25 protein-coding genes and 1 tRNA gene are annotated in these 24,750 nt (G+C 66.9%); 6 read left to right on the forward strand and 20 right to left on the reverse strand.

Annotation, left to right across the window (positions count from 1 at the left end; translation table 11 throughout):
• Window positions 1–20: 20 nt before the first annotated feature.
• The 16 genes from KV697_RS09555 to KV697_RS09630 form a co-directional block, all read right to left on the reverse strand.
• Window positions 21–539: an FUSC family protein gene (locus KV697_RS09555; RefSeq protein WP_219021064.1), complete on the reverse strand. Its 519-nt coding sequence runs from the start codon at window positions 537–539 to the stop codon at window positions 21–23.
• Window positions 536–2,260 carry a ubiquinone-dependent pyruvate dehydrogenase gene (poxB, locus tag KV697_RS09560; RefSeq protein ID WP_219021065.1) on the reverse strand — a complete coding sequence of 575 codons (1,725 nt, stop codon included), beginning with the start codon at window positions 2,258–2,260 and terminating at the stop codon, window positions 536–538. Before poxB ends, KV697_RS09555 begins: the two co-directional genes overlap by 4 nt.
• A gap of 132 nt (window positions 2,261–2,392) precedes the next feature.
• A complete protein-coding gene (locus KV697_RS09565; protein WP_219021066.1) occupies window positions 2,393–4,129 on the reverse strand; it encodes a hypothetical protein in 1,737 nt (578 codons plus the stop codon).
• A 19-nt stretch (window positions 4,130–4,148) separates the two neighbouring features.
• Complete coding sequence (locus tag KV697_RS09570) at window positions 4,149–5,222, reverse strand: protein-glutamate methylesterase/protein-glutamine glutaminase (RefSeq protein WP_219021067.1); 1,074 nt, start codon at window positions 5,220–5,222, stop codon at window positions 4,149–4,151.
• Between the two features lie 5 nt (window positions 5,223–5,227).
• On the reverse strand, window positions 5,228–6,082 hold the full coding sequence (locus KV697_RS09575; RefSeq protein WP_257575797.1) for a CheR family methyltransferase: 855 nt from the start codon (window positions 6,080–6,082) through the stop codon (window positions 5,228–5,230).
• A gap of 70 nt (window positions 6,083–6,152) precedes the next feature.
• Window positions 6,153–6,641 carry a chemotaxis protein CheW gene (locus KV697_RS09580; protein ID WP_219021069.1) on the reverse strand — a complete coding sequence of 163 codons (489 nt, stop codon included), beginning with the start codon at window positions 6,639–6,641 and terminating at the stop codon, window positions 6,153–6,155.
• On the reverse strand, window positions 6,638–8,320 hold the full coding sequence (locus KV697_RS09585; RefSeq protein WP_219021070.1) for a methyl-accepting chemotaxis protein: 1,683 nt from the start codon (window positions 8,318–8,320) through the stop codon (window positions 6,638–6,640). Before KV697_RS09585 ends, KV697_RS09580 begins: the two co-directional genes overlap by 4 nt.
• A gap of 169 nt (window positions 8,321–8,489) precedes the next feature.
• On the reverse strand, window positions 8,490–10,415 hold the full coding sequence (locus KV697_RS09590) for a methyl-accepting chemotaxis protein (protein ID WP_219021332.1): 1,926 nt from the start codon (window positions 10,413–10,415) through the stop codon (window positions 8,490–8,492).
• A 30-nt stretch (window positions 10,416–10,445) separates the two neighbouring features.
• Window positions 10,446–10,931, reverse strand: coding sequence for a chemotaxis protein CheW (locus KV697_RS09595; RefSeq protein ID WP_219021071.1), 486 nt, complete (start codon window positions 10,929–10,931; stop codon window positions 10,446–10,448).
• On the reverse strand, window positions 10,928–11,104 hold the full coding sequence (locus KV697_RS09600; RefSeq protein ID WP_219021072.1) for a hypothetical protein: 177 nt from the start codon (window positions 11,102–11,104) through the stop codon (window positions 10,928–10,930). Before KV697_RS09600 ends, KV697_RS09595 begins: the two co-directional genes overlap by 4 nt.
• Before the next feature lie 133 nt (window positions 11,105–11,237).
• Window positions 11,238–13,049, reverse strand: a complete 1,812-nt coding sequence (locus tag KV697_RS09605) for a methyl-accepting chemotaxis protein (RefSeq protein ID WP_219021073.1) — start codon at window positions 13,047–13,049, stop codon at window positions 11,238–11,240.
• Window positions 13,050–13,387: 338 nt separating this feature from the next.
• A complete protein-coding gene (locus tag KV697_RS09610; RefSeq protein ID WP_219021074.1) occupies window positions 13,388–13,891 on the reverse strand; it encodes a chemotaxis protein CheW in 504 nt (167 codons plus the stop codon).
• Between the two features lie 4 nt (window positions 13,892–13,895).
• Window positions 13,896–15,863 carry a chemotaxis protein CheA gene (locus KV697_RS09615; RefSeq protein WP_219021075.1) on the reverse strand — a complete coding sequence of 656 codons (1,968 nt, stop codon included), beginning with the start codon at window positions 15,861–15,863 and terminating at the stop codon, window positions 13,896–13,898.
• Entirely contained in the window at window positions 15,860–16,228 is a 369-nt protein-coding gene (locus KV697_RS09620; RefSeq protein WP_058744781.1) for a response regulator, read from the reverse strand. The genes KV697_RS09615 and KV697_RS09620 overlap by 4 nt, the downstream gene beginning before the upstream one ends.
• Entirely contained in the window at window positions 16,225–16,536 is a 312-nt protein-coding gene (locus KV697_RS09625) for an STAS domain-containing protein (protein WP_219021076.1), read from the reverse strand. The genes KV697_RS09620 and KV697_RS09625 overlap by 4 nt, the downstream gene beginning before the upstream one ends.
• A 415-nt stretch (window positions 16,537–16,951) precedes the next feature.
• Complete coding sequence (locus KV697_RS09630; protein ID WP_219021077.1) at window positions 16,952–17,770, reverse strand: arylamine N-acetyltransferase family protein; 819 nt, start codon at window positions 17,768–17,770, stop codon at window positions 16,952–16,954.
• A 103-nt stretch (window positions 17,771–17,873) separates the two neighbouring features.
• Between KV697_RS09630 and KV697_RS09635 the strand changes: the two genes are divergently transcribed.
• A complete protein-coding gene (locus tag KV697_RS09635; protein ID WP_219021078.1) occupies window positions 17,874–18,809 on the forward strand; it encodes an L-threonylcarbamoyladenylate synthase in 936 nt (311 codons plus the stop codon).
• Window positions 18,810–19,012: 203 nt separating this feature from the next.
• On the opposite strand, the gene msrA is transcribed toward KV697_RS09635, so the two are convergent.
• On the reverse strand, window positions 19,013–19,552 hold the full coding sequence (gene msrA / locus KV697_RS09640) for a peptide-methionine (S)-S-oxide reductase MsrA (RefSeq protein WP_219021079.1): 540 nt from the start codon (window positions 19,550–19,552) through the stop codon (window positions 19,013–19,015).
• A 79-nt stretch (window positions 19,553–19,631) separates the two neighbouring features.
• On the opposite strand from msrA, the gene galE reads away from it, so the two are divergent.
• Both galE and KV697_RS09650 read left to right on the forward strand, forming a co-directional pair.
• Window positions 19,632–20,636 carry a UDP-glucose 4-epimerase GalE gene (gene galE / locus KV697_RS09645; protein WP_219021080.1) on the forward strand — a complete coding sequence of 335 codons (1,005 nt, stop codon included), beginning with the start codon at window positions 19,632–19,634 and terminating at the stop codon, window positions 20,634–20,636.
• Window positions 20,637–20,641: 5 nt separating this feature from the next.
• Window positions 20,642–21,481 (forward strand): HpcH/HpaI aldolase/citrate lyase family protein, encoded by an 840-nt coding sequence (locus KV697_RS09650; RefSeq protein ID WP_219021081.1) that lies wholly within the window; start codon window positions 20,642–20,644, stop codon window positions 21,479–21,481.
• Here KV697_RS09650 and KV697_RS09655 read toward each other — a convergent pair.
• Complete coding sequence (locus KV697_RS09655) at window positions 21,458–22,093, reverse strand: phosphatase PAP2 family protein (RefSeq protein ID WP_257575802.1); 636 nt, start codon at window positions 22,091–22,093, stop codon at window positions 21,458–21,460. The genes KV697_RS09650 and KV697_RS09655 overlap by 24 nt on opposite strands.
• Before the next feature lie 323 nt (window positions 22,094–22,416).
• Between KV697_RS09655 and KV697_RS20105 the strand changes: the two genes are divergently transcribed.
• Complete coding sequence (locus KV697_RS20105; protein WP_257575803.1) at window positions 22,417–22,542, forward strand: hypothetical protein; 126 nt, start codon at window positions 22,417–22,419, stop codon at window positions 22,540–22,542.
• Window positions 22,543–22,925: 383 nt separating this feature from the next.
• Window positions 22,926–23,342: a DUF2721 domain-containing protein gene (locus KV697_RS09660; RefSeq protein ID WP_219021083.1), complete on the forward strand. Its 417-nt coding sequence runs from the start codon at window positions 22,926–22,928 to the stop codon at window positions 23,340–23,342.
• 17 nt (window positions 23,343–23,359) lie between these two features.
• Here the strand turns inward: KV697_RS09660 and KV697_RS09665 are convergent.
• Window positions 23,360–23,435 (reverse strand) — tRNA-Lys (locus KV697_RS09665).
• A gap of 20 nt (window positions 23,436–23,455) precedes the next feature.
• Window positions 23,456–23,932: a 2-amino-4-hydroxy-6-hydroxymethyldihydropteridine diphosphokinase gene (gene folK / locus KV697_RS09670; RefSeq protein WP_219021084.1), complete on the reverse strand. Its 477-nt coding sequence runs from the start codon at window positions 23,930–23,932 to the stop codon at window positions 23,456–23,458.
• Window positions 23,933–23,954: 22 nt separating this feature from the next.
• Between folK and KV697_RS09675 the strand changes: the two genes are divergently transcribed.
• A complete protein-coding gene (locus KV697_RS09675; RefSeq protein ID WP_219021085.1) occupies window positions 23,955–24,629 on the forward strand; it encodes a uracil-DNA glycosylase in 675 nt (224 codons plus the stop codon).
• The last annotated feature ends 121 nt before the right edge of the window (window positions 24,630–24,750 follow it).

Below are 24,750 nucleotides of genomic sequence, written 5' to 3' on the forward strand. Positions count from 1 at the left end.
TTTATTTGTCGGACAGCCGATCAGCCGGCTCGGCGGAACAGCAACCGGTCGAAGCTCCAGTGGAGAAGCGCCCCGATCGCGACGCCCAGCAGCACTTCCTGCGCGCGGGCGAGTGCGGAGACCAGGATCGTACCGCCCGGCGGCACGGTCAGCAGGACGATGACCGAGGTCCACATGCACACCCGCAATTCGGTGCGGATCCGGGCGATGGCGGCGGTGACGCCGACCGCCACCGCCAGCATCGCCACCGCCCCCGCACCGGGCATGGCGAAGGCGACGAGCAGCGCCACCGCCACGCCGATCAGCGTCGCGACGATCCGCCAGCCGAGCGAGCGATGCGTGTCGCCTAGCCGGTCCTGCGAGACGACCAGCGCCGACACGCTCGCCCAGACCGGATGGTCGAGGTGCAGCCGGTCGGCGATGCTGAGCGCCAGCACCGCCGCGCCGGTACAGCGCGCGACGAAGGCGAGGCCACGCACCGTCTCCTCGCGCGAGACATGCGTCGTCACCCAGCTTCGCAGGGCGGGCGGCGGCGTCACCGGAAGAGGTTGGCCCGTGCCAGTTCCAGCACCTCGTCCCCACGACCGCTCAGCACCGCGCGCGCGGCATAGAGGCTGAACCCCTTGATCTGCTCGGCCTGGATTTTGGGCGGCATGATGAGTTCCTGCGTCTCGGTCACGACATCGACAAGCGCGGGGCCATCATGCGCGAACGCCTCGCGCAGCGCCCCCTCCAGCGCGTCGGAGCGGGTGACGCGCACGCCGAAATAGCCCATCTCCCGCGCGATCGCGCCGAAGTCCGGGTTCTGGAGCGAGACATTGTCGTCGACATAACCGGCCGCCTTCTGCTCCAGCGCGACGAAGCCCAAGGTCGAATTGTTGAAGACGACGATCTTGACCGGCAGCTTCATCTGCACGGCGGTCAGCATGTCGCCCATCAACATGGTCAGCCCGCCGTCACCCGACATCGACACGACCTGCCGCCCCGGATAGGCGCCCTGCACGCCCAGCGCCTGCGGCAGGGCATTGGCCATCGAGCCATGGTTGAACGAGCCTATGATCCGCCGCTTGCCGTTCATCGTCAGATAGCGCGCCGCCCACACGGCGGGCGTGCCGACATCGGCGGTGAAGACGGTATCCTCGTTCGCGAGGCGGTCGATCGTCCGCGCCACGAATTGCGGATGCAGTGGCTTGTCGCCGTCGCGCGGGGTGGCGAGGTCGTCCAGCCCTTTGCGCGCATCGCGATAATGCGCGCGCGCCTTTTCGAGGAAGTGGCCGTCCCGCTCGCCCGCGATCAGCGGGATCAGTCCGCGCGCCACCTCGGCCACGTCGCCGACCACGCCCAGGTCGAGCGGCACGCGCCGCCCCAGCGCGCTCGGGTCGCGGTCGACCTGCACGACCTTCGCCTTTTCGGGATAGAAGTTGCGATAGGGGAAGTCGGTGCCCAGCATCAGCAGCGTGTCGCACTCCATCATCGCGTGATAGCCCGATGAAAAGCCGATCAGCCCGGTCATGCCGACATCATAGGGGTTGTCGTATTCGATCCATTCCTTGCCCCGATAGGCATGGACGATCGGCGCCTGTAGTGCCTTGGCCAGCGCGACCACCTCGTCATGTGCGCCCGCCGTGCCCGAACCGCACAGCAGCGTCACCGCCTTCGACCCGTTGAGCAGCCCGGCGATCTTGGCCAGTTCGTCCTGCTGCGGCACGAGGCGCGGGGTGGCGAGCGGCGGGAAGGCGACGCTGCGCGTCTCCGGTGCGGGCTTCAGCGCGACATCGCCGGGGATGACCAGCACCGCCACGCCGCGCTTGCCGATCGCGGTACGGATCGCGCGGTGGAGCAGTTCGGGCATCTGGCGCGGATCCTGCACCATTTCGCAGAAATGGCTGCATTCGCGGAACAGCTCGGTGGGATGCGTTTCCTGGAAATAGTTGAGGCCGATCTCGCTCGACGGGATATGCGCGGCGATCGCCAGCACCGGCACATGATTGCGGTGGCAGTCGAACAGCCCGTTGATGAGGTGAAGATTGCCCGGCCCGCAGCTGCCCGCGCACACCGCGAGCGCGCCCGTCGCCGCCGCTTCCGCCCCGGCGGCGAAGGCACCGGCTTCCTCGTTGCGGACATGCATCCATTGAATGGTGCCCGACTTGCGGAGCGAGTCGTTAAAGGCGTTCAGGCTGTCGCCCGTCACGCCCCAGATCCGCTCGACGCCCGCTTCGACCAGCGTGCGGTTCAAAAGATCGGCGATCGTCTCGGCCATGGTTCGTTTCCCTCACTATCGACGGGGCCGGTGCCCGTCATGCTGCAAGAGCGAAACGATCCGGGGTACGAATGGCTTCGCACCCCGGAGATGAACTTCTTTTAAGATGGCCGAACCGTCCCGCGATCGGGATCAGAACAGCCCGTCGTCATCATCGTCGAACGTGACCGCCGCGACCGTCGCGACCGGCTCCATGCCGGGCAGCAGATAGGCTGCGTGGATCAGCCGTTCGGACGCCATGGTGTAGAGGCTGGCCGCCCAGGGCATCCATTCGGCCAGCACGGCCTCGTCCGCCGCGGTCAGTTCGGCGCCTTCCGGACCTTCGGGCGCGACCTGGTCTGCATAGAGGATCAACTCCTGCGCGACCCCGCACAGCGTCTCCACGAAATCGCGCTGCTGGCCCAGATCGCTCGCGCTGGCCTGAAGCGAGGTGACGATCCGCTCGGCATCGCCGCCGCCCTTGACCATGGCACCCGCCGAACTTTCGCAGGCGCGGCGGACGACCGACAGCGCCTCCTGCAGCGCACCGCGCGTGTCGCCGTTTTCGCCATGCGTGCCGTCCTGCTGGACCAGATCGATCCCGCTCAACACGCCGATCAGCGATCCGACCGCCAAGCTCAGCTGGTCGAGTCGGCTGGCGCAGGGCGCGACCTCCTTGGCGATCACCGCCACCGCGCGGCCCAGGGCGCCATGACGACGACACAGCAGCTGGGTGTTGGTCGAGATGTCCTGCACATTGACCGCGATATTGCGGATACGGCTCAACCCCTCGGTCAGGTCGGCCAAAGTGCGGCTGACGAAACCTGTCAACTCGGCGAGATGGCCGTCGGCGTCGCACAGCTGGTCGGTGACGTTACCCAGCGTCGAAATGCCATGCTCCAGCCGGAACAGCAGCTGGCCGTCGTCGCCGCCCTGCGCACCCAGCAGGTCGCGCAAATGGTCGGTCAGCGGAGCGAGCCGTTCCAGCGAGGTGACGATCGAGGCGATCTCGCGCCCGAACTCGTCCGCCATCGCGTTCAGCTGCGCGGCGACCAGCCGGGCCATATGCGCCTTCGCCCCCTCGGGCACGCCGCCATTCGCATCCTCGGTCGCGACCCGGCGCAGCATGGCGATGGCGTGCTCGGCACGCTGGCGCACGCTGTCGCCGATCTGAATCGCGCCCAGGATGCGGGCGACCTCGCCCTGCACGGTGCGGACGATGCCGCCGACCTCGTCGGTCATGCGCATCACCGATTCTATATGATCCTGAAGCGCATTGGCGTTGGCGGTCAGCTCGGCGGGCACGGTGGCCCCGGCTCGGTCGCATTCGGTCGCGAGCAGGCGGTCGGCCTGCTGCACGTCGCCCACGACCCGGCCGAACTGGTCCAGCTGCCGCTCGATCTGGCGCAGTTCCTGGCGGCCCGTGGTCAGCTTTTCGTCCATGCCGACGACGAAGTTGAAGAACGCCGCCTCGCCCGACGAGGCGATCTTGATGTTCATCCCATAGATGCCGAGCAGCTTCAGGATGGTGCTGACCTCGTTCAACAGGCCGCGCAGTTCGCGGGTGCGGCCGGTCAGCGTTTCGACCTCGATCGCGCGTCGCTTCTGGATGATCGGCAGGGTGATGAGGCGATAGGCGACGTCGCGCAGCCGCGACACCGCCACACCGGCGGTGTCGTGCGACAGGTCCTGGCGGATGCTCGACAGCCCCTGCGCCATGCCGTCGATCGTGCCGATCGCGGTGGCCAGCGTCTCCCCGGTCTCGCGAAATGCGTCCTCCAGGCCGCCCATGCGATCCTGCACCTGCTGCGCCAGCGCCGCGAAGGAGGTGGTGGACGCGAGCATGTCGCGGGTCAGCGGGGCCGCGTTGTCGGTATCTATCCGTGCCACAAACATCTGTCGTTCCTTCTTAGCGGGCCGTGGCGTGGAGCAGTTCGCGTGCGACGCTGCCCAGCGGGATGATCTTGTCGTGCGCGCCGCGCGCGATCGCTTCCTTGGGCATGCCGAACACGACCGAGGTCGCCTCGTCCTGCGCAAAGGTGCGCGCACCCGCCTGTTTCATCTCCAGCAGGCCGCGCGCGCCGTCGTCGCCCATGCCGGTCAGGATGATACCGACCGCATTGGACCCGGCATTGCGCGCCGCCGAGCGGAACAGCACGTCGACCGAGGGGCGATGGCGCGACACCAGCGGCCCTTCGCGCACCGATACGACATAGCGCGCGCCCTGCCGCTCCAGCATGGTGTGGCGCAGGCCGCCCGGCGCGATCAGGACGCGGCCGCGCATCACCGTATCGCCGTCCTCGGCCTCCTTGACGTCGACCTCGCACAGCCCGTCGAGCCGCTTGGCGAAGGCGCGGGTAAAGCTCTCCGGCATATGCTGGACGATGACGATGCCCGGCGAATTGGCGGGCAGCGCCTCCAGCACCTCGCGCAGCGCTTCGGTCCCGCCGGTGGACGCGCCGATGCACACCACCATCTCGGTCGTGCGGCTCATCGCGCGGCCGGTCGGCGGCGGCAGGACGGCGTCGGCGGTCAGCTTCTGCGCGGGGTTCAGCTTGACCTGGGAGCGCCGCGCGCCGAGCCGGGCCTTGGCCGCGCCCTTCACCGTCTCGCGGATCATCATATGCGCTTCGTTCAGGTGATCGGCGACGCCGACGCGCGGCTTCAGGATGACGTCGACCGCCCCGGCCTCCAGCGCCTGGAGCAGCGTCTCCGACCCTTCCTCGACCAGCGAGGAGCACATCACCACCGGCAACGGGCGCTGCGCCATCAGCTTGCGCAGGAAGGTGATGCCGTCCATGCGCGGCATCTCGACGTCCAGCGTGATGACGTCGGGCACTTCTTCCTGAATATAGCGGGCAGCGGCGAAGGGATCGGCAGCGGCGGCGATCACCTGGATCTCGGGATCGGCGGACAGGATCGCGGTCATCGCCTGACGGACGCTGGCGCTGTCGTCGATCACCAGCACGCGGACTTTGCTCATGGCCGTCAAATCCGTTGGAACACGGTGTTCGACACCGTCTTCAGGGGCAGGTCGAAACCGGTGATCGATTCGGAATGGCCGAGGAACAGCCAGCCGCCGGGACGCAGGCAGTCGGCCAGACGGCGCACGACCTTTTCCTGGGTCGGCTTGTCGAAATAGATCAGGACGTTGCGGCAGAAGATGATGTCCATCGGATCGCCCACCGGATAGCGCTCGTCCATCAGGTTCATGCGGGCAAAGCCGATCGACGAACGCAGCGCGGGCACGATGCGCATCTCGTCACGCTTCGGATCGGTCGCGCTCAGCACATAGCGCTTGCGGAGCGCCGTCGGCACCGGATCGAGCAGCGCGGCCGGATAGATGCCCCGGCGCGCGGTGCGCAGAACTTCGCTGTCCAGATCGGTCGCCAGAATGCCGTAATCGGGGCCGCCCTTGTCGGCGGCGAAGGCGTCGAGCAGCATGGCCAGCGTATAGGGTTCCGCACCCGTCGAGCAGGCCGAGCTCCACACCCGCACCCGGCGCTGTCCCGCGTCGCGCAGGCGCGGCATCACCGTGCCCATCAGATAGTCGAAATGCTTCGGCTCGCGGAAGAAGTCGGTCTTGTTGGTCGTGACCGCGTTCAACAGATGCTCGCGCTCGCCCTCCAGATGATCGGCCTGGAACACCCAGGCGCAATAGTCGCTCAGGCTGCTGAGCCCGGTCGCGCGCACCCGGCGGCGCAGGCGGCCCTCGATCATCGTCATCTTGGCGGGCGGCAGGCGAATGCCACACTCCTTGTACACATAAGCGGAGATGCGATCGAAATCGCGACGCTGGAGCGCGTCGGGCGACGACGATGTCGCGCGGGCAAGACTGCTCAAAGGGACGGCTCCTGTCGGAATCGAAGAGAAAGGACCGGCCGCCGCACGGGGCGGCCGGACGAAGATGGAATCACGCCGCCATGCCGAAATCGGCCAGGGCGGCCTGGGCGCCATCGGCACCGAACAGACGCGCCGGGTCGAGCAAGGCGACGAAGCCGCTCCCTCGCCGCAGGATCGCCTCGATCTGCTCCGACCGCCAGCGACCGCCCAGATCGGGCGCGCCCTCGACCGCCTCGGCCGGGAAGGTCGCCACGTCGAGGACCCGGTCGACGACCATCCCCAGCGACAGCGGCTTGCCACCGGCGGCGGCGACATCGACGACCAGGACACGCGTGGTCAACGTCGGCTCGATCGGGCTGAGGCCCAGCCGGACGCGCAGGTCGACCATCGGCACGGATTCGCCGCGCACATCGGTCAGTCCCAGGAACCAGTCGGGTGCGTGGGGCACCCGATAGGCATTGCGATGGTCCAGAATCTCGCGGACCGTGGTGACGGGAAGGGCGAATTCCTCCTCCCCGAGACCGAAGACCACGACCTGGATGTCGTGCGCGCCGCTCATGCCGCGCGTCCGAAGGCGGCGTCCTCGCCGTCTGGCCCGCCATTGGTCAGGTCCAGCGCGAAGCCGCGCACGCGGGCCTGCTGGTCGGCGACCGAGCCGGGCCGCGGTGCCGGAGCCGCCGCCTTGGGCTTGGCCTTGCTGCGAACCGGCGCGGCGCGGCGCGCAGTCGAACGGGTCTGGTGGCCGTGCCCATCGACGCGGAAATAGGCGATGCTTTCCTGAAGCTCCTCGGCCTGGCTGGCGAGCTCTTCCGAGGTCGACGAGATCTGCTCGGAGGCCGAAGCGTTCTGCTGCGTCACCTTGTCGAGCTGCTGGATCGCCTCGTTGATCTGGACCGCGCCGATATCCTGTTCGCGGCACGCGGCGCTGATCTCGGCGACCAGTTCGGCGGTACGACGGATGTCGGGCACCAGCCTGGTCAGCATCTCGCCCGCCTGGGTCGCGGCACCGACGGTGTCCGACGACATGCCGCTGATCTCCGCCGCTGCCGTCTGGCTGCGCTCGGCGAGCTTGCGGACTTCGGCGGCGACGACCGCGAAACCGCGACCATGTTCGCCCGCACGGGCCGCTTCGACCGCTGCGTTCAGCGCCAGCAGGTCGGTCTGACGGGCGATTTCCTGCACGATGCCGATCTTCTCCGCGATGGTGCGCATGGCGATCACCGCCTTCTGCACCGCCTGACCGCTATGTTCGGCGTCCTGCGACGACTGGCGTGCGATCTTCTCGGTCTGGGTGGCGTTGTCGGCATTCTGTTTGATGTTGGCAGCCATCTGCTCCATCGAGGCAGAGGCTTCCTCAGCGGCGGCGGCCTGTTCGGTCGCGCCCTGGCTCACCTGTTCCGACGAAGACGACAGCTGCTGGCTGCCCGCCGCGACATTCTGTGCCGCCTGGGTGGTCTGGCCGATCGTCTCGCGCAGGCGCACGGTCATGCGGTTGACGGTGTCGACTAGATCCTTGATCTCGTCATTGCTGGCGACATGCACCTCGTTGCTCAGATCGCCATCGGCGACGGCGGACACGGCTTCGTCGATCTTGCGCAGGCCCTTGGAGACCAGCAGCGCGATCCACAGCGCGCCGGCGATCGCGATCAGGAGCGCGACGGCGGCGGTACCCATCAGGGTGGTACGCGCCGAGGCATAAAGCGCGGCGGAGTCGATCTTCGCCTTATCCATCTGGCCTTGCGTGATGCCCGCCAGCTTGTTCAGCGTGTCGCTCAGGCGCACCGCGACGGCACGGCCTTCGGTCATCGACATGGCACCCGCCTCGCTATTCTGGTTCTGCAGGGCCAGAGCGCGGGCACGGTCGCTTATATTCTTGTAGCTGTGCCATTCCTCCAGCGCCTTGGTCCAAACCGGGCGCCCCTGCACGGTGGCGATCTTCAGACCCTCGCTCAGGCTTTCCTCGATCTTGGCGTCATACTGGCCGAAGCTGCTGTCGAAGCTGCGCTTCTGCGCCATATCCTGCGTCATCATCATGTTCTTTTCCGCGCGGATCGCGCGGCTGATGTCGCCATCGGCGGTCAAGGACAGTTTGATACGCTGCGCCGGCCCGTCGATGATCTCGGCGATCATCACGTTCAACGCATTGACCTTCGATATTCCGACTCCGACGACGACCGCCACAAGTAGCAAGACTATCGCAAATGTACCGGCCAGCTTGGCCTTGATCGTAACCCGCATATGCCCACCCCAATAGGAAAAGACGCTTCGAATATTACGGAACCAACCCCTCGGAACCTCGGAATACCATAGGCCGAAAGTGATGAATTATTGGTTCAGATCCGTGATACTCGCGTCATGTAAACGGACCCGCGGAACGCCCCCCTGCATTTCTGCGGGCCCACCAAATTCAGGCCGCGTGGCCGAACTCCGCATCCTCGCCGTCCGGCCCGCCCTCGTTGAGGTCGAGCGCGAAGCCGCGAACCCGTGCCTGCTGGTCGGCGACGGAACCCGCTCGTGCCGAGGCCTTACCCGCCTTGGCGATGACCTGCTTGGTGGCGGGCTTGCGAACCGCTGGCTTGGCCGCAACCGGCCGGGCGCCCTGGGCGATCTGGAAGAAGGCGATGCTCTCCTGCAGATCCTCCGCACGACCGGCGAGCTGCGTCGAGGTGCTCGAAATCTCGTCGGACGCGGATGCGTTCTGCTGAGTCACCTTGTCGAGCTGCTGGATCGCCTCGTTGATCTGCGCCGCGCCGATATCCTGTTCGCGGCATGCGGCACTGATCTCGCTGACCAGTTCGGCGGTGCGGCGGATGTCGGGGACCAGCTTGGTCAGCATTTCACCCGCCTGAGTCGCGGCGAGCACCGTGTCCGACGACATGCCGCTGATCTCCGCCGCCGCCGTCTGGCTGCGCTCGGCGAGCTTGCGCACCTCGGCCGCCACGACCGCGAAGCCGCGACCATGTTCGCCGGCGCGTGCGGCCTCGACCGCAGCGTTCAGCGCGAGCAGATCGGTCTGGCGGGCGATCTCCTGCACGATGCCGATCTTTTCCGCGATCGTACGCATGGCGACGACCGCCTTCTGCACCGCTTGGCCGCTCTGTTCGGCGTCCTGTGAAGACTGGCGGGCGATCTTCTCGGTCTGGGTGGCGTTGTCGGCATTCTGTTTGATGTTGGCCGCCATCTGCTCCATCGAAGCCGAGGCTTCCTCGGCGGCGGCGGCCTGTTCGGTCGCGCCTTCCGACACCTGTTCGGAGGCCGAGGACAGCTGCTGGCTGCCGCTGGCGACCTGATCGGCCGCGCCCGCGACATTGCCCGCGAACTGGGTGAGATTGTCGACCAGATTGTTGATCGCATCCTTCATGCGACGATGATCGCCGTCGCACTCGATCTCCACCCGTTCGAGCAGCGATCCGGTGCTGACCAGGTTGAGGACGCGATTGCCCTCCCCGATCGGCAGCAGGATCGCGTCGAGCATCCCGTTGATCCCGCTGACCAGTCCGGCAAAGTCGCCGGGGAAGCGGGTCGCGTCGCCGCGCTCGCTCAGCTTTCCTGCGGTCGAGGCCGCGATCAGGCGCTGGATTTCACCGATGATCGCCTGGAAATTGGCGCGCAGCAATTCGATCGTGTCGTTGATGAACGCCTTCTTGCCCGGCAGTTGCTGCATCGGCGCGTTGAAATTGCCCTCGCCGAACTGCTTGATGCAGGCCATCGCCATCTTCTTGGCGGCGATATGGTTGGCGACCATCTCGTTCAGGCCCCGGGCCATGACGCCGAAATCGCCCTGGAACTTCTCGACCGGCACGAACACGTCGATATCGCCCCGGTCATGCTCGGCCGACATGGTGTTCATCTCGGCGATCAGGCCCTTCAGATTGGCGCGAAGCTGCTCGATCGTGTCGTTGATGAAGGCCTTCTTGCCCGGCAGTTGCGCCAGCGGCGCCTCAAAATCGCCCTGCGCCAGCGCGGCGACACAGGCCATCGCCTGTTTCTTGACGGCGATATGGCTGGCGACCAGATCGTTGACGGTCCGCGCCGCGACGGCCAGTTCGCCCGGAAATTCGTCGACCGGCAGCGCCGCGTCGATGTCGCCCCGCTCATGCTCGGCCGCGACCTGCGCCAGCCGCTGGTTGAACGCGGCCGCAGGCAGGGCGGCGGTTTCGAGCAACTCGTTGACCGCCACGAGCATGTCGCGCGCCTTGCCGGTCGCGCCTGACAGGTCGGCCCGCTCGCTCACCCGCCCCTGGGCAAAGGCGCGCTGCAGACGGCCGATCTCCGTCGTGGCGACGTCGACATGCGAAGTGTCTTTCAACGAAGCGTGGAAACGCATGATCATCCCCATTTCTATCTATGCTGAAAGTTTGAATCAGGCGGCAACCGCAGCCGCACGGGCGACGTCAAGGTCCGCCGCGCCGAATAGGCGTACCGGGTCGAGCAGCGCGATGAAGCCTGCGCCCCGCCGCAGGATCGCCTCGATCTGCTCCGACCGCCAGCGACCGCCCAGATCGGGCGCGCCCTCGACCGCCTCGGCCGGGAAGGTCGCCACGTCGAGGACCCGGTCGACGACCATCCCCAGCGACAGCGGCTTGCCACCGGCCCCCGCCACGTCGACGACGAGGATGCGGGTCGTCAGCGTCGGCTCGACCGGGCTGAGGCCCAGCCGGACACGCAGGTCGACCATGGGCACGGATTCGCCGCGCACATCGGTCAGCCCCAGGAACCAGTCGGGTGCGTGCGGCACCCGATAGGCGTTACGGTGGTCCAGGATCTCGCGGACCGTGGTGACGGGAAGGGCGAATTCCTCCTCCCCGAGACCGAAGACCACGACCTGGATGTCGTGCGCGCCGCTCATGCCGCGCGTCCGAAGGCGGCGTCCTCGCCGTCCGGGCCACCATTGCTCAGGTCGAGCGCGGAGAGCACGCTGGCGCCCATGACACCGTCGACGCCCACCGTGATCGCGATGATCGCACCAAGACAGACGGTGAGTTTTTTCGGCATCGACAGGTGATTGAAGGAACCCAGCATGGTCTTGTCCTTAAGGGTGGCCAGCGCGTCGTGCGTTTCGGAAGCCCCCCCTGGGGCTGCGAAGCGGCGGGATGGTCGCGAAAAATCCCGACCTTTGGGGGGCGGGTCAGCGCCCGCCCCCGGTCATGTCGTCTCAGGCGGCACGCCCGAATTCGGCGTCCTCGCCGTCGGGACCGCCATTGGTCAGGTCCAGCGCGAAGCCGCGCACACGCGCCTGCTGGTCGGCGACCGAGCCCGCGCGCGGCGCGTTGCCCGGCTTGGCTGCCTTGGTCGCCTTGGTCGCCGGGCGGGCGAGCGGTTTGCGGACTGGCGCCTTGGCACGGACGTGCTGGCCACCGGCTTCGACCCGGAAATAGGCGATGCTTTCCTGAAGCTCCTCGGCCTGGCTGGCGAGCTCTTCCGAGGTCGACGAAATCTGCTCGGAGGCAGACGCGTTCTGCTGCGTCACCTTGTCGAGCTGCTGGATCGCCTCGTTGATCTGGACCGCGCCGATATCCTGCTCACGGCACGCCGCGCTGATCTCGGCGACCAGCTCGGCGGTGCGGCGGATGTCGGGCACCAGCTTGGTCAGCATCTCGCCCGCCTGAGTGGCAGCACCAACGGTGTCGGACGACATGCCGCTGATCTCCGCCGCGGCCGTCTGGCTGCGCTCGGCGAGCTTGCGGACTTCGGCCGCCACGACCGCGAAGCCGCGACCATGTTCGCCCGCACGCGCCGCTTCGACCGCCGCATTAAGGGCGAGCAGGTCGGTCTGGCGAGCGATTTCCTGCACGATGCCGATCTTCTCCGCGATCGTACGCATCGCGATCACGGCCTTCTGTACCGCCGTGCCGCTCTGTTCGGCATCGAGCGACGACTGGCGCGCGATCTTCTCGGTCTGGGTCGCGTTGTCGGCATTCTGTTTGATGTTGGCGGCCATCTGCTCCATCGAGGCAGAGGCTTCCTCGGCGGCGGCGGCCTGCTCGGTCGCGCCTTGGCTCACCTGCTCCGACGAGGACGACAGCTGCTGGCTGCCCGCCGCGACGTTCTGCGCCGCCTGGGTCGCATCGCCGACGACGCCGCGCAGGCGATCGACCATCGCGACCAGCGCATGGCCCAGCACGTCCTTGTCCGACAGCGGCTGGTGATTGACGGTCAGGTCGCCGCCCGCGATCGTATCGGCCAGCTGTGCGCTCTCACGCAGGTTGGTGGTCATGCGGTTGACGGTGTCGACCAGATCCTTGATCTCGTCATTCGAGGTGACGGTCACGTCCTGCGACAGATCGCCGATCGCCACCGCATCGATCGCCACCGACACCTTGTTCAGACCCTGCGAGACGAGACGCGAAATCCACAAGGCGCCGCCGACCGCGACCAGCAGCGCCAGCGCCGCCGTGGCGAACAGGACGGTGCGGGCATTGGCATATTGGGCGTTGGTGTCCCGATCGGCAGCCGCCATGTCCTGACGACCGAGTTCGACCAGCTTGGCCAGCGAATCCGCCATTTTCATCGTCTTTTCACGGGCCGCCGTCATCGACACCTTGGCCGCTTCCTGGTTCTTGTTTTCAAGCGCCAGGGCACGAATCTGGTCATTGAGGGGCTTGTACCCTTCCCATTGGTCCCGCGCGTCCTGCCAGTAGATGCGCCCGTTGGCCGTGGCGGCCTTCATCCCTTCGGCAAAATAGGTATCGACCAGCGCACGCTGCGTCATCACGCGCTGATTGAAGTCCCGGGTCTTGTCGAGATCTTCGGTCAGCGCCATGTTCTTTTCGTTGCGGACGACGCGCCCGACTTCGGCGTCGATGCTCTGCGCGATTTCCATTCGCTTGGCAGGACCGGCGATGACTTCGCTGATCGCGGTGTTGAGCGCGCTCATCTTCATCACACCGACGCCGACGACCGCCAACAGAAGACAGACGATAAGCGCGAATGTCGCGCCCAGTTTCACTTTGATCGTTGCTCGCATGAGTGGGTCCCCCCCGATTTAGAATGGATGTAAAGTCGTGATCTGTGGAATCGACGTTCAGGCCGAACAGGGTTTCGGCATGGAACGGAAAGATATCGGCCGCCGCGCGCACGGCGGCGGAAGGTCCGGGCGCCGGGGCGTCGTGCCGGAGCCGGATCGCGAGGCGCCATAGGGGCGCGGCTCGGGCGGGATTTCCCCCGCCAGGGGCTGCACCGGGATGGTCGCGATGGATAACCCGACCCGGTGCAGTGCGGTCTGTTCCGCACGCAGAGGCGTCGATACGCTGTTGTATCGCATGATGATGGCCTCAAAGGCGCTGGCGCAGACCGTGCGCCCGGTCAGTGGATGGTGGTGGTCTCGGTGGCGTCGTTCGTCAGGCGGGAGAACAGCGCGGTCAGGTCCGGCAGGACCACCACGTCGCCCCCGCGCCGTACCAGGCAGCGGACATTCTCACGCGGCCAGCGCATGCCGATGACGGGCACCTCCTCCGCATCGCCCGCGTGCAGCACCGTGACTTCGTTGACCTGATCGGCGGTCAGGCCGATCAGGAACGGATCGCCCTTCACGTCCAGCTCGATCACGATGATCCGGCTGTCGGCGGTGTTGGCATGCGCCTCCATCCCGAACGAGCCGCGCAGATCGGCCAGCGGCACGATGCGGCCGCGAAAGTTGATGACCGAGGCGGCGAGCGGATCGGCGCCCGGCACCATCGTTACCGGCATCATGTCCAGAATTTCGCGGACGATGCCCGCCTCCAGCGCGAAGGTCTCGCCGCCCAGGCCGAAGGTCAGGACCTCCAGGCCGTTCTCGGGCGTCCAATTGGGTACTTTGTGATACGGCATGGGCTTATCCAGCGGCCAGACGCCGCTCCTCCCTAGGCTGGCTCAGCGCGATGAGCTGGGCGATGTCGAGGATCAGGGCGACCGAACCGTCGCCCAGGATGGTCGCGCCCGCAAAGGCGGCGACGTTGCGGTGGAGCGGCGACATGGCCTTGATGACCGTCTGGTGGTTGCCGACGATCTGGTCGACGACCAATCCGACGCGCTCCGCCCCCGTGCCGACCACGACGATCTTCTGATAGGTGTCGGGCTTGGTCCCCGTCGCGAAAAGGTCGCGCAGGCGCAGGAAGGGCACCAGCCGTTCGCGCAGCGTGATGATGCTGCGCCCACGCGAGCGCAGATCCTCCTCCAGCGACAGCTCCAGGCATTCCTCGACCGCCGCGAGCGGGATGACATAGCGTCCCTCACCCACTCGGACGAGCAGCCCCTCGATGATCGCCAGCGTCAGCGGAATGCGCAGCGTGATGGTCGATCCCTGGCCGGACACGCTCTTCACGTCGATCGAGCCGCGCAGGCTTTCGATCGTGCGCTTGACCACGTCCATGCCGACGCCCCGGCCCGACAGGTTCGTGACCTGCGCCGCCGTCGAGAAGCCGGGATGGAAGATCAGGCCGAGAAGTTCGTCCTCGCTGACCACCTGGCCGGGCTGGATCAGGCCATTGGCTTCCGCCTTGGCGCGGACCCGCTCGACATCGATGCCGCGACCGTCATCGGTGATGGTGATGAGGACTTCGCCACCCGCCTGATGCGCGCTCAACCGGATCACGCCACTGGCCGACTTGCCCGCCGCGACGCGGTCCTCGGCCTTTTCAAGGCCATGGTCGCAACTGTTGCGGATGATGTGGACCAGCGGGTCGAACAGACGCTCGATCACGGTCTTGTCGACCTCGGTCGTCTCGCCTTCGGTCACCAGCTCGATCGCCTTGCCGGTCTCGTTCGCCAGATCGTGGATCAGGCGGCGGAAACGGCCGAACAGGGTCGACACCGGCACCATGCGCAGGATCATCATCGTGTCGCGCATTTCGCCCGCCAGACGCTCGATCTCTTCGGACACCGAACGCAGGCTGAGGTCGTGACCATGGCCCGCCAGCTGCGACAGGCGGCTCTGGGCGATGACGAGCTCGCCGACCCGGTCCATCAGCTCGTCCAGACGCTCGGCGGGCACGCGGACATGCTCGCCCTGCGACCGGTTGGCCGAGGCACCGCGCGGCGTGGTGTCGTTGGCGGCGACCGGCGCATCCACGGCCACGGGGGCGTGTTCGGAGGTCGTCGCCACCTCCGCCTCGGCCTCTCCGACCGCCAGCGGGGTGATGGTGATCTCCATATCGTCCATGACGAACAGGAACACGTCCTCGATCGCCTCGCGCGAAATGTCGCCGATCAGCGTGCAGTCCCAGCCGACCAGGCAATGGCCCGGGTTGAGGTCGTCGAGCGCGGGCACCGTGTCGAAGCTCGCCACGATCGTCGCCTCGCCCAGTTCGCGCAGCTCGTCGAGCAGCGCCAGCGGGCTGGTCCCGTTGGTCATGGCGTCGGGCGGCAGGCGGAAGGACAGCGTCCAGCCCTGCTTGCGCGGTGCAGGCGCAGCGACGGGCGCCCCGCCACCGGCTGCGGCATCGACCGCCGCTGCCAGCCGGTCGAGGATCGCCTGGCCATGCGCGGCCGGGGCATCGCCATCGACCAGCGCCCGCATATGGTCCGCCGCCGACAGGATCACCGACACCAGTTCCGGCGTCGCACGAACATCGCCCTTGCGCACGCGATCGAACGCGCTTTCGCAGTGATGGGTGAAGGCCGCCAGCGCATCGAAGCCGAACATCGCGCCCGAGCCTTTCAGCGTGTGAAGGCCACGGAACACGGCGTTGACGAGGTTCATGTCGTCCAGCCGGTGCTCCAGGTCGAGCAGACCCTGTTCGACCTGCTCCAGAAGCTCGCCCGCCTCGATCCGGAAGGCGGCTGTCGGATCTTCCGTGCTCATCGCGCCAGGACCTTCTGCGCGACGCGGATCAGCTGTTCGGGCTGGAACGGCTTGACCAGCCAGCCGGTCGCGCCCGCCGCCTTGGCCTGCGCCTTCATCGAATCATCCGACTCGGTGGTCAGGAAGATGATCGGCACGCCAGCCTGTGCAGGCTGCTGGCGCAGCGCGCGGATCATCTCCAGCCCGTCCATATTGGGCATGTTGAGATCGGTGACGATCAGGTCGAAGCGGGTCTCGGTCGCCTTGGCCAGCCCCTCGGCGCCATCGGCGGCCTCCGTCACCGTATAGCCCGCGCCGGTCAGGGCGATGCGGATCGCCATGCGCAGGCTCGCGCTGTCGTCGACGGTCAGGATGGAAGCGGTCATTGGGCGGTCTCTCCGTGAAGCCAGAATTGGGTGTCTTCCGCCGAAGCGGGCAGGAAGGCCGCGCGGGTCAGCAGAGCGTGCAGCGTCGCATCGGCCGGTGCCGACAGCGCGAAATCGCATCCCACCGCCGCCGCGCTGACGCGCGCCGACTGGACGAGCTGGATGACGCTGAGGTCCGGCGTAGCAGCACCCGACAGGTCCAGCCGAACGGTCGCATCGGGTACGATCGCGGTCTTCAAATCTTCGGCCAAAGCGCCGATGGTCGGCAGGCACACGTCCTCGCCTGCCATCACCATGGTGATCGACATGATGTATCCTTCAGGTCAAAGGTCCGGCACGCAGGATCGCCCTGCGGCCCAATCAAAAGCTCACGAAATACCAAGCAAACCCGACCGGGGCGCCAATCCCCCGGTCAAAAGGGGTGGTCCGACCGAAAACCCGTCGGTTTCAGCAAGGCCATTCCATAGCTTGTCATCTGTAATGCCCCCCAGTTCATTTGCTGGTGTAGCGGGCAATCGTAAAATCCAGCTTAAATATACACGGCACATGGCGAAAATGGCGCTCGGCCACCGGGCCGCCGCCAGCCGAACGCCGAATTGCGTTCGTTTTCATATCATTACGTAGGCGTTATCGTTACACGCAGCGTGCCGATGCCCCGCGCCCGCCACGAAGAACGTAGCAAATCGGTCAGCGCCCCCCCTGTCGCGGGGGCCGCCGAATCGCTTATTCGCCGAACAGCGTCCCCGCCTCTTCGACGGTCAGGTCGATTCCGAACATCAGGCTCAGCCGCATCCGATAGACGCGCGGGTCGGTGATCGTACCGGCGGTCTCGTCCTCCCCGACCCGGCGGCGATAATGGCGGTCGGTCAGCGATGCGAACCCGCGCGGCAGGATGATGCTGACGATCGTCGCCTGGCGGAAACGGCTTTCCGGCGCGGTCGACGTCCAGTGATTGGCCAGCGCCAGATCCGCGTCCCAGACATGATCGGTGGTGAAGCTATATTGCGGCTGCCACCCCTCGCCCGTCGCGCGGCCATCGGTCAAGCCGGGATGGCCGTTGCGCAGCAGCATCCAGCCATGCTGTGGATCACGCTCCAGCCGGAACAGCGCGCCATCGGGTGCGGTCGCCTCGGCCCCCTCGACGAGCGGCATGGGCGGCGAATAGCTACCCCCGAAGCCCGCATCGGCAATCCAGTCCTGTCCCTCGATATGAACGAGGCTGAGCGTATGGGTGGTCGGCGGCACGTCGGTCGCCGCCAGCCAGACCCGCGCGAGCAGCGGCCGCGCATGGAAACCGTGCGCCGCCAGCGCATCAAGGAACAGCCGGTTCTGCTCGAAGCAGTAACCGCCGCGCTTGGCCGTCACCAGCTTGGCGAAGACGCCCGCGCTGTCGATGGCGATGGGACGGCCCAGCCGGACATCGATATTCTCGAACGGAATGGCCTGGCGATGCGCCCATTGCAGCCGCCCCAGCCCTTCGGCATCGACGGTCACGCGCGAGGGCAGAGCGATACGGGCGAGATAGGAATCGAGATCGAACATGCGCCCGTCCTTTAAGGGGGCGAAGGCCAATTGTCGAAGGGGACCGGCCGCGTCCTCGCCCCCTTTAGTCAGTGCGCACGAGGGGATATAGGCGGCATCGACCATGACCTTTCCCCCTGACGACCCGACCCTGCCCTTCGGCCCCGATGCGATCCGCGCCGCCGCGTCCATGATCCTGGACGGCGGTATCGTCGCGGTGTCGACCGAGACGGTCTATGGCCTGGCCGCCGACGCGACCGACGCGACAGGCGTGGCGCGCATCTATGCGGCCAAGGGGCGGCCTTCGTTCAATCCGCTGATCGTCCACGTTCCCGATCTGAAGGCGGCGCAGACGCTGGCGGAATTCGATGACGATGCATTGGCGCTGGCGCGCGCCTTCTGGCCGGGACCGCTGACTTTGGTGCGCCCGCTCAAGGCCGGGGCTGGCATCGCGTCACTCGTCACGGCGGGGCTGGATACGGTCGCCATCCGCGTACCGCGCCACCGCGCGATGCAGGCGCTGCTGGCGGAAAGCGGCCGTCCGCTCGCCGCGCCGTCGGCCAATGCCAGCGGCGGGATCAGCCCGACCCGTGCCGCGCATGTCCGCGCGAGCCTGGGACCGGGCGTGCCGGTCATCGACGACGGCGCAACCGAGGCTGGATTGGAGTCGACCATCGTCGCGGGCCGCACCATCCTGCGCCCCGGCCCGGTGACGGCGGCGATGCTGGCGCAGGTGCTCGGCGATGTGGAGCAAGGTCCGCAGACCCCCGCCATCGTCACCGCGCCGGGCCAGCTCGCCAGCCATTATGCGCCGCGCAAACCCCTGCGCCTGAATGTCACGCAAGCGGCGGCGGACGAGTGGCTGATCGGCTTCGGCGACGTATGTGGGCAGGACAGCCTGTCGGAGCGCGGCGATCCGGTCGAAGCGGCGGCGCGGCTGTTCGACGCGCTCCACCGCGCGGATGCGAGCGATCGCACGAGGCTGGCGGTGGCGCCGATCCCGGACGAAGGGATCGGAGAGGCGATCAACGACCGGCTGCGGCGCGCGGCGACGCGTTAGGGTTTGGGGGACCGTCCCCACCCCCGTTCAGCCTGAGCGAAGTCGAAGGCCAAGGGATGACCGCTGCCCCAAGGGCATTTTAGGCGAAAGTCCGTGCGTGGCCTTCGACTACGCTTAGGCTGAACGGAGGTTGGAATTAACCCAGGACCTCCGTTCGCGCTGAGCGAAGTCGAAGCGCATGCCCGACCTCGCCCGGGAAACCCTTACGCCGTCACCGCCTTCGACCGCGCGGCGAAGCTCTTGCGCAGCTTCTGCAACTTGGGCGGGATCACCGCCATGCAATAGGGGTTCGACCGACCCGAAGTTTCCCAATAGTCCTGATGATAATCCTCGGCCGGATACCACTCGGCCATCGGCTCGATGGTCGTCACGACCGGCTTGTCCAGCCCGGCCTGGGCGCGTTCGATCGCCGCCTTCATCGCCGCCGCCTGCGCCTCGTCCGCCGGGAACATCGCCGAGCGATATTGCGTGCCGACGTCATTGCCCTGCCGGTTGAGCTGCGTCGGGTCGTGCGTCGCAAAATAAATGTCGAGCAGATCGTCCAGCACCAGCTGCTGCGGATCGAAACCGATGCGGATCGCCTCGGCATGGCCGGTGTCGCCGCCGCACACCTGCTTGTAGGTCGGGTTGGGCACGGTGCCGCCGATATAGCCGCTTTCGACCGATTCGACCCCGATCACGTCCTTGAACACCGCCTCGGTGCACCAGAAACAGCCCCCGGCCAGCGTTACATATTCGGTCACTCGGAATCTCCTTGTCGTCTTGTGTGCCTAGATAGGAAGCGGCTAGGCCACGGCAATCCAGGGACTTGAGGCAAATGTGATGGCGACGATCGACGGCAAGGTAATGGTGACGGGCGGGGCCGGCTATATCGGCAGCCATGCCGTGCTGGCGCTGCTGGACGCGGGCCATGAGGTCGTCGTGCTCGACAATCTCGTCACCGGCTTCGACTGGGCGGTCGATCCGCGCGCATCGCTGGTCGTCGCCAATGTCGCCGACGACGAGGCGGTGCGCGCCGCGATCCGCGAGCATAACGTCCGCGCGATCATGCACTTCGCCGGTTCGATCATCGTGCCCGAGTCTGTCACCGACCCGCTCAAATATTATCGCAACAACACCGCCGCCAGCCGCTCGCTGATGGAAAGCGCGGTGGCCGAGGGCGTCGGCCACTTCATCTTCTCGTCGACCGCCGCCACCTATGGCACGCCCGAGCGGGTGCCGATCAAGGAAAGCGATCCCAAGGCGCCGATCAACCCGTACGGCATGTCCAAGCTGATGACCGAGATCATGCTGAAGGACGTCGCCGCCGCGCATCCGATCAACTATTGCGCGCTGCGCTACTTCAACGTCGCGGGCGCCGACCCCCAGGGCCGGTCGGGCCAGTCGACGGTCGGCGCGACGCATCTCATCAAGATCGCGGTCGAGGCGGCGATCGGCAAGCGCGAGGGCGTAGGCGTCTATGGCACCGACTTCGCCACCCGCGACGGGACGGGCGTGCGCGATTACATCCACGTCTCCGACCTCGCCGCCGCGCATGTCGCAGCGCTCGAACTGCTCATCGAGCGGCCGGGCGAGAGCCACACGCTGAACTGCGGCTATGGCCGTGGCTTCTCGGTGCTGGAGGTGCTGGACGCTGTCGACCGCGTAACCAACCTGACGATCGAGCGCCGCATGGAAGGCCGCCGCGCGGGCGACCCGGCCGAGCTGGTCGCCGACAATAGTGCGATCCTCGCAACTTTGCCCTGGCGGCCCGAGCGCGATAATCTGGAAGGCATCGTCCGCGACGCGCTGGCCTGGGAGCGCAAGCTGGCCGAGATGGGCCGCTAAAGCCGATGCCGCTGCGCTCGCTCCTCTTCGTGCCCGGCGACCGCCCCGAGCGGATGGCCAAGGCCATGGGCGTGGGCGCGGACGCATTGATCCTCGACCTGGAGGATGCGGTCGCCCCCGATGCCAAGCCGCGTGCGCGTGAAGAGGTGGCGCGGTTCCTGTCCCAGCCGCGTGACACCCGCGTGCAGCTGTTCGTGCGGATCAACCCGGTCGACGGACCGCTGGCGGCGGACGATCTGGCGGCGATCCTGCCCGCCCGGCCCGATGGCATCGTCCTGCCCAAGGCCGAAGGGCTGGTCAGCCTCCATGCGCTGGCGGCGCGCGGGGTGACGCATATCCCGATCCTGCCGATCGTCACCGAGACGCCGATGGCGCTGTTCCGGCTGCACGAATATGCAGGGTCCAGCCTGAAGCTGACCGGCCTGACCTGGGGCGCGGAGGATTTGCCCGCCGCGATCGGCGCGACCACCTCGCGCGAGGCGGACGGCAGCTATACCGCCCCCTATCAGCTGGCGCGCTCGCTGACCCTGTTCGGCGCCCATGCCGCCGGGATCGCCGCGATCGAAACCGTCTATCCCGACTTTCGCGATCTGGACGGGCTGGCCGCCTATGCCGCGCGCGGCAATCGGGACGGCTTTACCGGCATGATGGCGATCCATCCCGCGCAGGTGCCGGTCATCAACGCCGCCTTCACGCCCTCGGCAGAGGATCTCGCGCGGGCCAGGGCGATCGTCGATCTGTTCCTCGCCAATCCCGGCGCAGGCGCGCTGCAACTGGATGGCAAGATGGTCGATGCGCCGCATCTGAAGGCGGCCCAAGCCTTATTGGCGCGCGCCGCGCCATGACCGGCGGGCGGCCGCCGTCGCCCACCACCAGCCCAGCGCCCAGAGCGTACCGAAGCACCATCCCGCCGCCACGTCGGAGGGCCAATGCACGCCCAGATAGACGCGGCTGGCCCCGATCGTGCCGACCAGCAGCACCGCGATCGCGACGATGGCATGGCGCACTTGACGATGGCGGGTCAGTTGCGTCGCCAGCGCCGCCAGCGTCAGATAGACCATCGCGCTGCCCGCCGCATGGCCGCTGGGGAAGCTGGCATTGTGAACGTCGACCCAGTGCGGCACCAGATCGGGGCGTGGGCGTGCAACCATGAGCTTCACCCAGGTCACGACCGCGCCGCCGCTGATCCCCGAAGCGACCGTCGCCAGCGCGAGCAGCCACCAGCCGCGCGCCAGCAACAGGATCGACGCCCCCGCGACCATCAGGATCAATACCGGCACGCTGCCCAAAGCGGTGAAATCCACCGCGGCGGCGCGCAGAGCCTCCGACCCGGCATGGGCGCGCAGTCCCGTCAGGATCGCGCGATCCCAGTCAAAGGGCCAGTGATCCACCGCCAGCCCCACGATCAGCAACAGGGCCAGCGCCATCGCCCCCGCCGCCAGGCCGCGCAACGCCATCGGCATGGTCGATAGCTTCGGTGGGGGAGGACACGAATCGCCCGCCGAATCACGGCCAGATACTGGGGTCGGATCGGTCATCTGGGGCGCGCCATCATGCCGGAGCTTTGCGGGGAACGGGCTCAAAGGGCAAGCCGATCGGCGATCAAGCCACTCTTTCCCAGCCGGGATATGAGCTTCAACCCATTGATCCAAAGCCAGGTATTGCCCCGATCGCAGGATCGATCACCAATATTCGAAAAATGGGTTTGTCTGTTAACCGGTTTTGTTTCATAAATGAGGCACGCCGACGAAAACGATTGGCGGGAGAGGACTGCACTGTGATGGAAGAGCATATCATTACCCCGGTCGATCGCCTGATGATCCTGACCATCGGTGCGGTGTCGAGCTGGCTCGCCGTCGGCGGCGTTGCGCTGGGCGCCTCGAAGCTGATCGGCCACTTGTTCTGAGACAAACGGCAATCCCCGGCACCTCTGGCGGTCGGGGATTGTCATAGGGACCGGCCTGCGTCCCGAGGCTGGTCAACCATATTCTCGTCACCGCGCCGCCGGGTCCGAGCGAGCGAAGGTCCAGCCATAGCCGGGTGTTGCCGGCCGCTGGCGCTGCGTCACGTCGACTTCGTTCCTCCCCTGCAAGGGTAGGTGGCATGGCGTAAGCCCTAACGGAGGGGTGGCGCCCGATCGAGAGGATGAGACCCTCTCCACTGGCTTCACACCCTCTCTCCTGTGGATGAGCAGAAGATGCTCCGACATCGCTGACCGCACTCCAATCTCGAAAACGGGAACATTGCGCCCGCTTGTTCGATCGGTGGTCTTCGGAACAGCGAGCCATGATGACCGAACCCCTGAACGCCGCAGCCCGCGTCATCCAGCTGGCCCTGACGCCGATCTTCCTGCTGACCGCCGTAGGGTCGCTACTCAATGTCTTCGCGACGCGGCTGGGGCGGATCAGCGACCGGATCCAGGGATTGAAGAAAGACGGCCGGACGAACGGCTATGAAATGCGCCGCCTTCGCCTCCGGTCCAAGATTCTCGACATCGCGGTCACGCTGACCGCAGCGGCTGGCGCGATGACCTGCTGCTCGGCGATCACCCTGTTCCTGGGCACGCTGCGCGACTCCCGTCATGCCGGGGTGCTGTTCTTCTTTTTCGGCGGCGGATTGCTCTGCGCGGTGGCGGGGCTGGCGTGTTTCGTCGGGGAAATCACCATCGCCGGACGGGCGCTTCGCGACGACAATGGCGAAGGCTGATCCCTGTATCATCCCCGTGGTGGGTCCGCCGGGACTCGAACCCGGGACCTCTCGATTAAAAGTCGCTTGCTCTACCAACTGAGCTACGGACCCTCCATCGGGGTGGAAGCGACCTAGGGGCGCGGACGCCTGCGGTCAACACCATGTCGCATATGGCGTACAAACCGCCCGTCACGCGGGTCGCGCCAGTCCGCCGCGATCGCCGCCAGCGGATGCAGCACGAAGTCGCGCGCGGCATAGGCCAGGTGCGGCACGATCAGCCCAGGCGAGCGCCACTGCCCCCCCGACCACAAAATGATGTCCAGGTCGATCACCCGCGCACCCCAGCGCTGCCCCCGCCGCCGCCCGAAATCGCGCTCGACGGCCTTCAGCACGCGAAGCATCGCGGGCGGGTCCAGCGGGCTTTCGACCAGCGCGGCGGCATTGGCGAAGGCGCGGATCGACGGGCCGATGGGCGCAGTGGTCAGGATCGGCGACACCGCATAGACGCCGGGCAGGGCCGCCAGCGCCGCGCGGATTTCATCCCGCGGGCCGCCATGCCGCCCCGGACGGTTGGAACCCAGCGCGATGGCATAGCTTGTCGTCGTCATGTCCTCCGACTACCCGAGCGCGATGCCTGACGCATCCTTTCCTGTCATCCCGGCGCCCCTGGCCCCGATCCAGCCGCCGCGCGACTGCCCGCTCTGTCCCCGCCTGGTCGAGGTCCGCGAGACCGTCGCCGCCGAATATCCCAATTGGTGGAACGCCCCCGTGCCGCCGTTCGGCGATGGCGAAGCCTGGCTGGCGGTCGTCGGCCTCGCCCCCGGCAAGCATGGCGCGCACCGCACCGGCCGCCCCTTCACCGGCGATGGCGCGGGGCCGCTGCTCTATGGCACGCTCGCCAAATTCGGCTTTGCCGAGGGTGAGTTCGCCGCGAAGGTCGATGACGGCCTGACGTTGAAGGGCGCGGTGATCCTGAACGCGGTCAAATGCCTGCCGCCCGAGAACAAGCCGACGCCGGACGAGATTCGCACCTGCCGGAATTTCCTGGAGCAGGAACTGGCTGCACTGCCGCGACTTTCGGTCGTGATCGCACTCGGCGAGATCGCGCACCGTTCGGTGGTCAAGGCGCTTGGCGGTCGCCTGCCCAAGGCGCGATTCGGCCATATGGCCGAACATCGCCTGCCCGGCGGCGGACCGGTAATTCTCGATAGCTATCACTGCTCGCGCTACAACCAGAATACCGGGAGACTGACGCCCGAAATGTTCGAGGCCGTGTTCGCGCGGGCAATGGAGTTGCGGGGCTAAACTTATTCCTCCCCTGCAAGGGGAGGTGGCAGGGCGAAGCCCTGACGGAGGGGTATCACCCTATCGAGAGCGGGACACCCCTCCACCATGCTGCGCATGGTCCCCCTCCCCTTGCAGGGGA

The sequence above is a fragment of the Sphingomonas sanguinis genome (assembly GCF_019297835.1).
Taxonomy (GTDB): Bacteria; Pseudomonadota; Alphaproteobacteria; order Sphingomonadales; family Sphingomonadaceae; genus Sphingomonas; species Sphingomonas sanguinis_D.

Bases quoted from the DNA above. Each gene is read 5' to 3' on its own strand.
- KV697_RS09585 (WP_219021070.1), bottom strand. From the start codon at position 8,320: ATGCGGGTTACGATCAAGGCCAAGCTGGCCGGTACATTTGCGATAGTC.
- KV697_RS09615 (WP_219021075.1), bottom strand. From the start codon at position 15,863: ATGAGCACGGAAGATCCGACAGCCGCCTTCCGGATCGAGGCGGGCGAG.
- KV697_RS09650 (WP_219021081.1), top strand. From the start codon at position 20,642: ATGCCGCTGCGCTCGCTCCTCTTCGTGCCCGGCGACCGCCCCGAGCGG.
- KV697_RS09620 (WP_058744781.1), bottom strand. From the start codon at position 16,228: ATGACCGCTTCCATCCTGACCGTCGACGACAGCGCGAGCCTGCGCATG.
- KV697_RS09625 (WP_219021076.1), bottom strand. From the start codon at position 16,536: ATGTCGATCACCATGGTGATGGCAGGCGAGGACGTGTGCCTGCCGACC.
- KV697_RS09600 (WP_219021072.1), bottom strand. From the start codon at position 11,104: ATGCTGGGTTCCTTCAATCACCTGTCGATGCCGAAAAAACTCACCGTC.
- KV697_RS09675 (WP_219021085.1), top strand. From the start codon at position 23,955: ATGCCTGACGCATCCTTTCCTGTCATCCCGGCGCCCCTGGCCCCGATC.
- folK (WP_219021084.1), bottom strand. From the start codon at position 23,932: ATGACGACGACAAGCTATGCCATCGCGCTGGGTTCCAACCGTCCGGGG.
- KV697_RS09630 (WP_219021077.1), bottom strand. From the start codon at position 17,770: ATGTTCGATCTCGATTCCTATCTCGCCCGTATCGCTCTGCCCTCGCGC.
- KV697_RS20105 (WP_257575803.1), top strand. From the start codon at position 22,417: ATGGAAGAGCATATCATTACCCCGGTCGATCGCCTGATGATCCTGACC.
- KV697_RS09605 (WP_219021073.1), bottom strand. From the start codon at position 13,049: ATGCGAGCAACGATCAAAGTGAAACTGGGCGCGACATTCGCGCTTATC.
- KV697_RS09610 (WP_219021074.1), bottom strand. From the start codon at position 13,891: ATGCCGTATCACAAAGTACCCAATTGGACGCCCGAGAACGGCCTGGAG.
- KV697_RS09590 (WP_219021332.1), bottom strand. From the start codon at position 10,415: ATGATCATGCGTTTCCACGCTTCGTTGAAAGACACTTCGCATGTCGAC.
- galE (WP_219021080.1), top strand. From the start codon at position 19,632: ATGGCGACGATCGACGGCAAGGTAATGGTGACGGGCGGGGCCGGCTAT.
- KV697_RS09660 (WP_219021083.1), top strand. From the start codon at position 22,926: ATGACCGAACCCCTGAACGCCGCAGCCCGCGTCATCCAGCTGGCCCTG.
- KV697_RS09570 (WP_219021067.1), bottom strand. From the start codon at position 5,222: ATGAGCAAAGTCCGCGTGCTGGTGATCGACGACAGCGCCAGCGTCCGT.
- KV697_RS09655 (WP_257575802.1), bottom strand. From the start codon at position 22,093: ATGGCGTTGCGCGGCCTGGCGGCGGGGGCGATGGCGCTGGCCCTGTTG.
- KV697_RS09580 (WP_219021069.1), bottom strand. From the start codon at position 6,641: ATGAGCGGCGCGCACGACATCCAGGTCGTGGTCTTCGGTCTCGGGGAG.
- poxB (WP_219021065.1), bottom strand. From the start codon at position 2,260: ATGGCCGAGACGATCGCCGATCTTTTGAACCGCACGCTGGTCGAAGCG.
- KV697_RS09595 (WP_219021071.1), bottom strand. From the start codon at position 10,931: ATGAGCGGCGCGCACGACATCCAGGTCGTGGTCTTCGGTCTCGGGGAG.
- KV697_RS09635 (WP_219021078.1), top strand. From the start codon at position 17,874: ATGACCTTTCCCCCTGACGACCCGACCCTGCCCTTCGGCCCCGATGCG.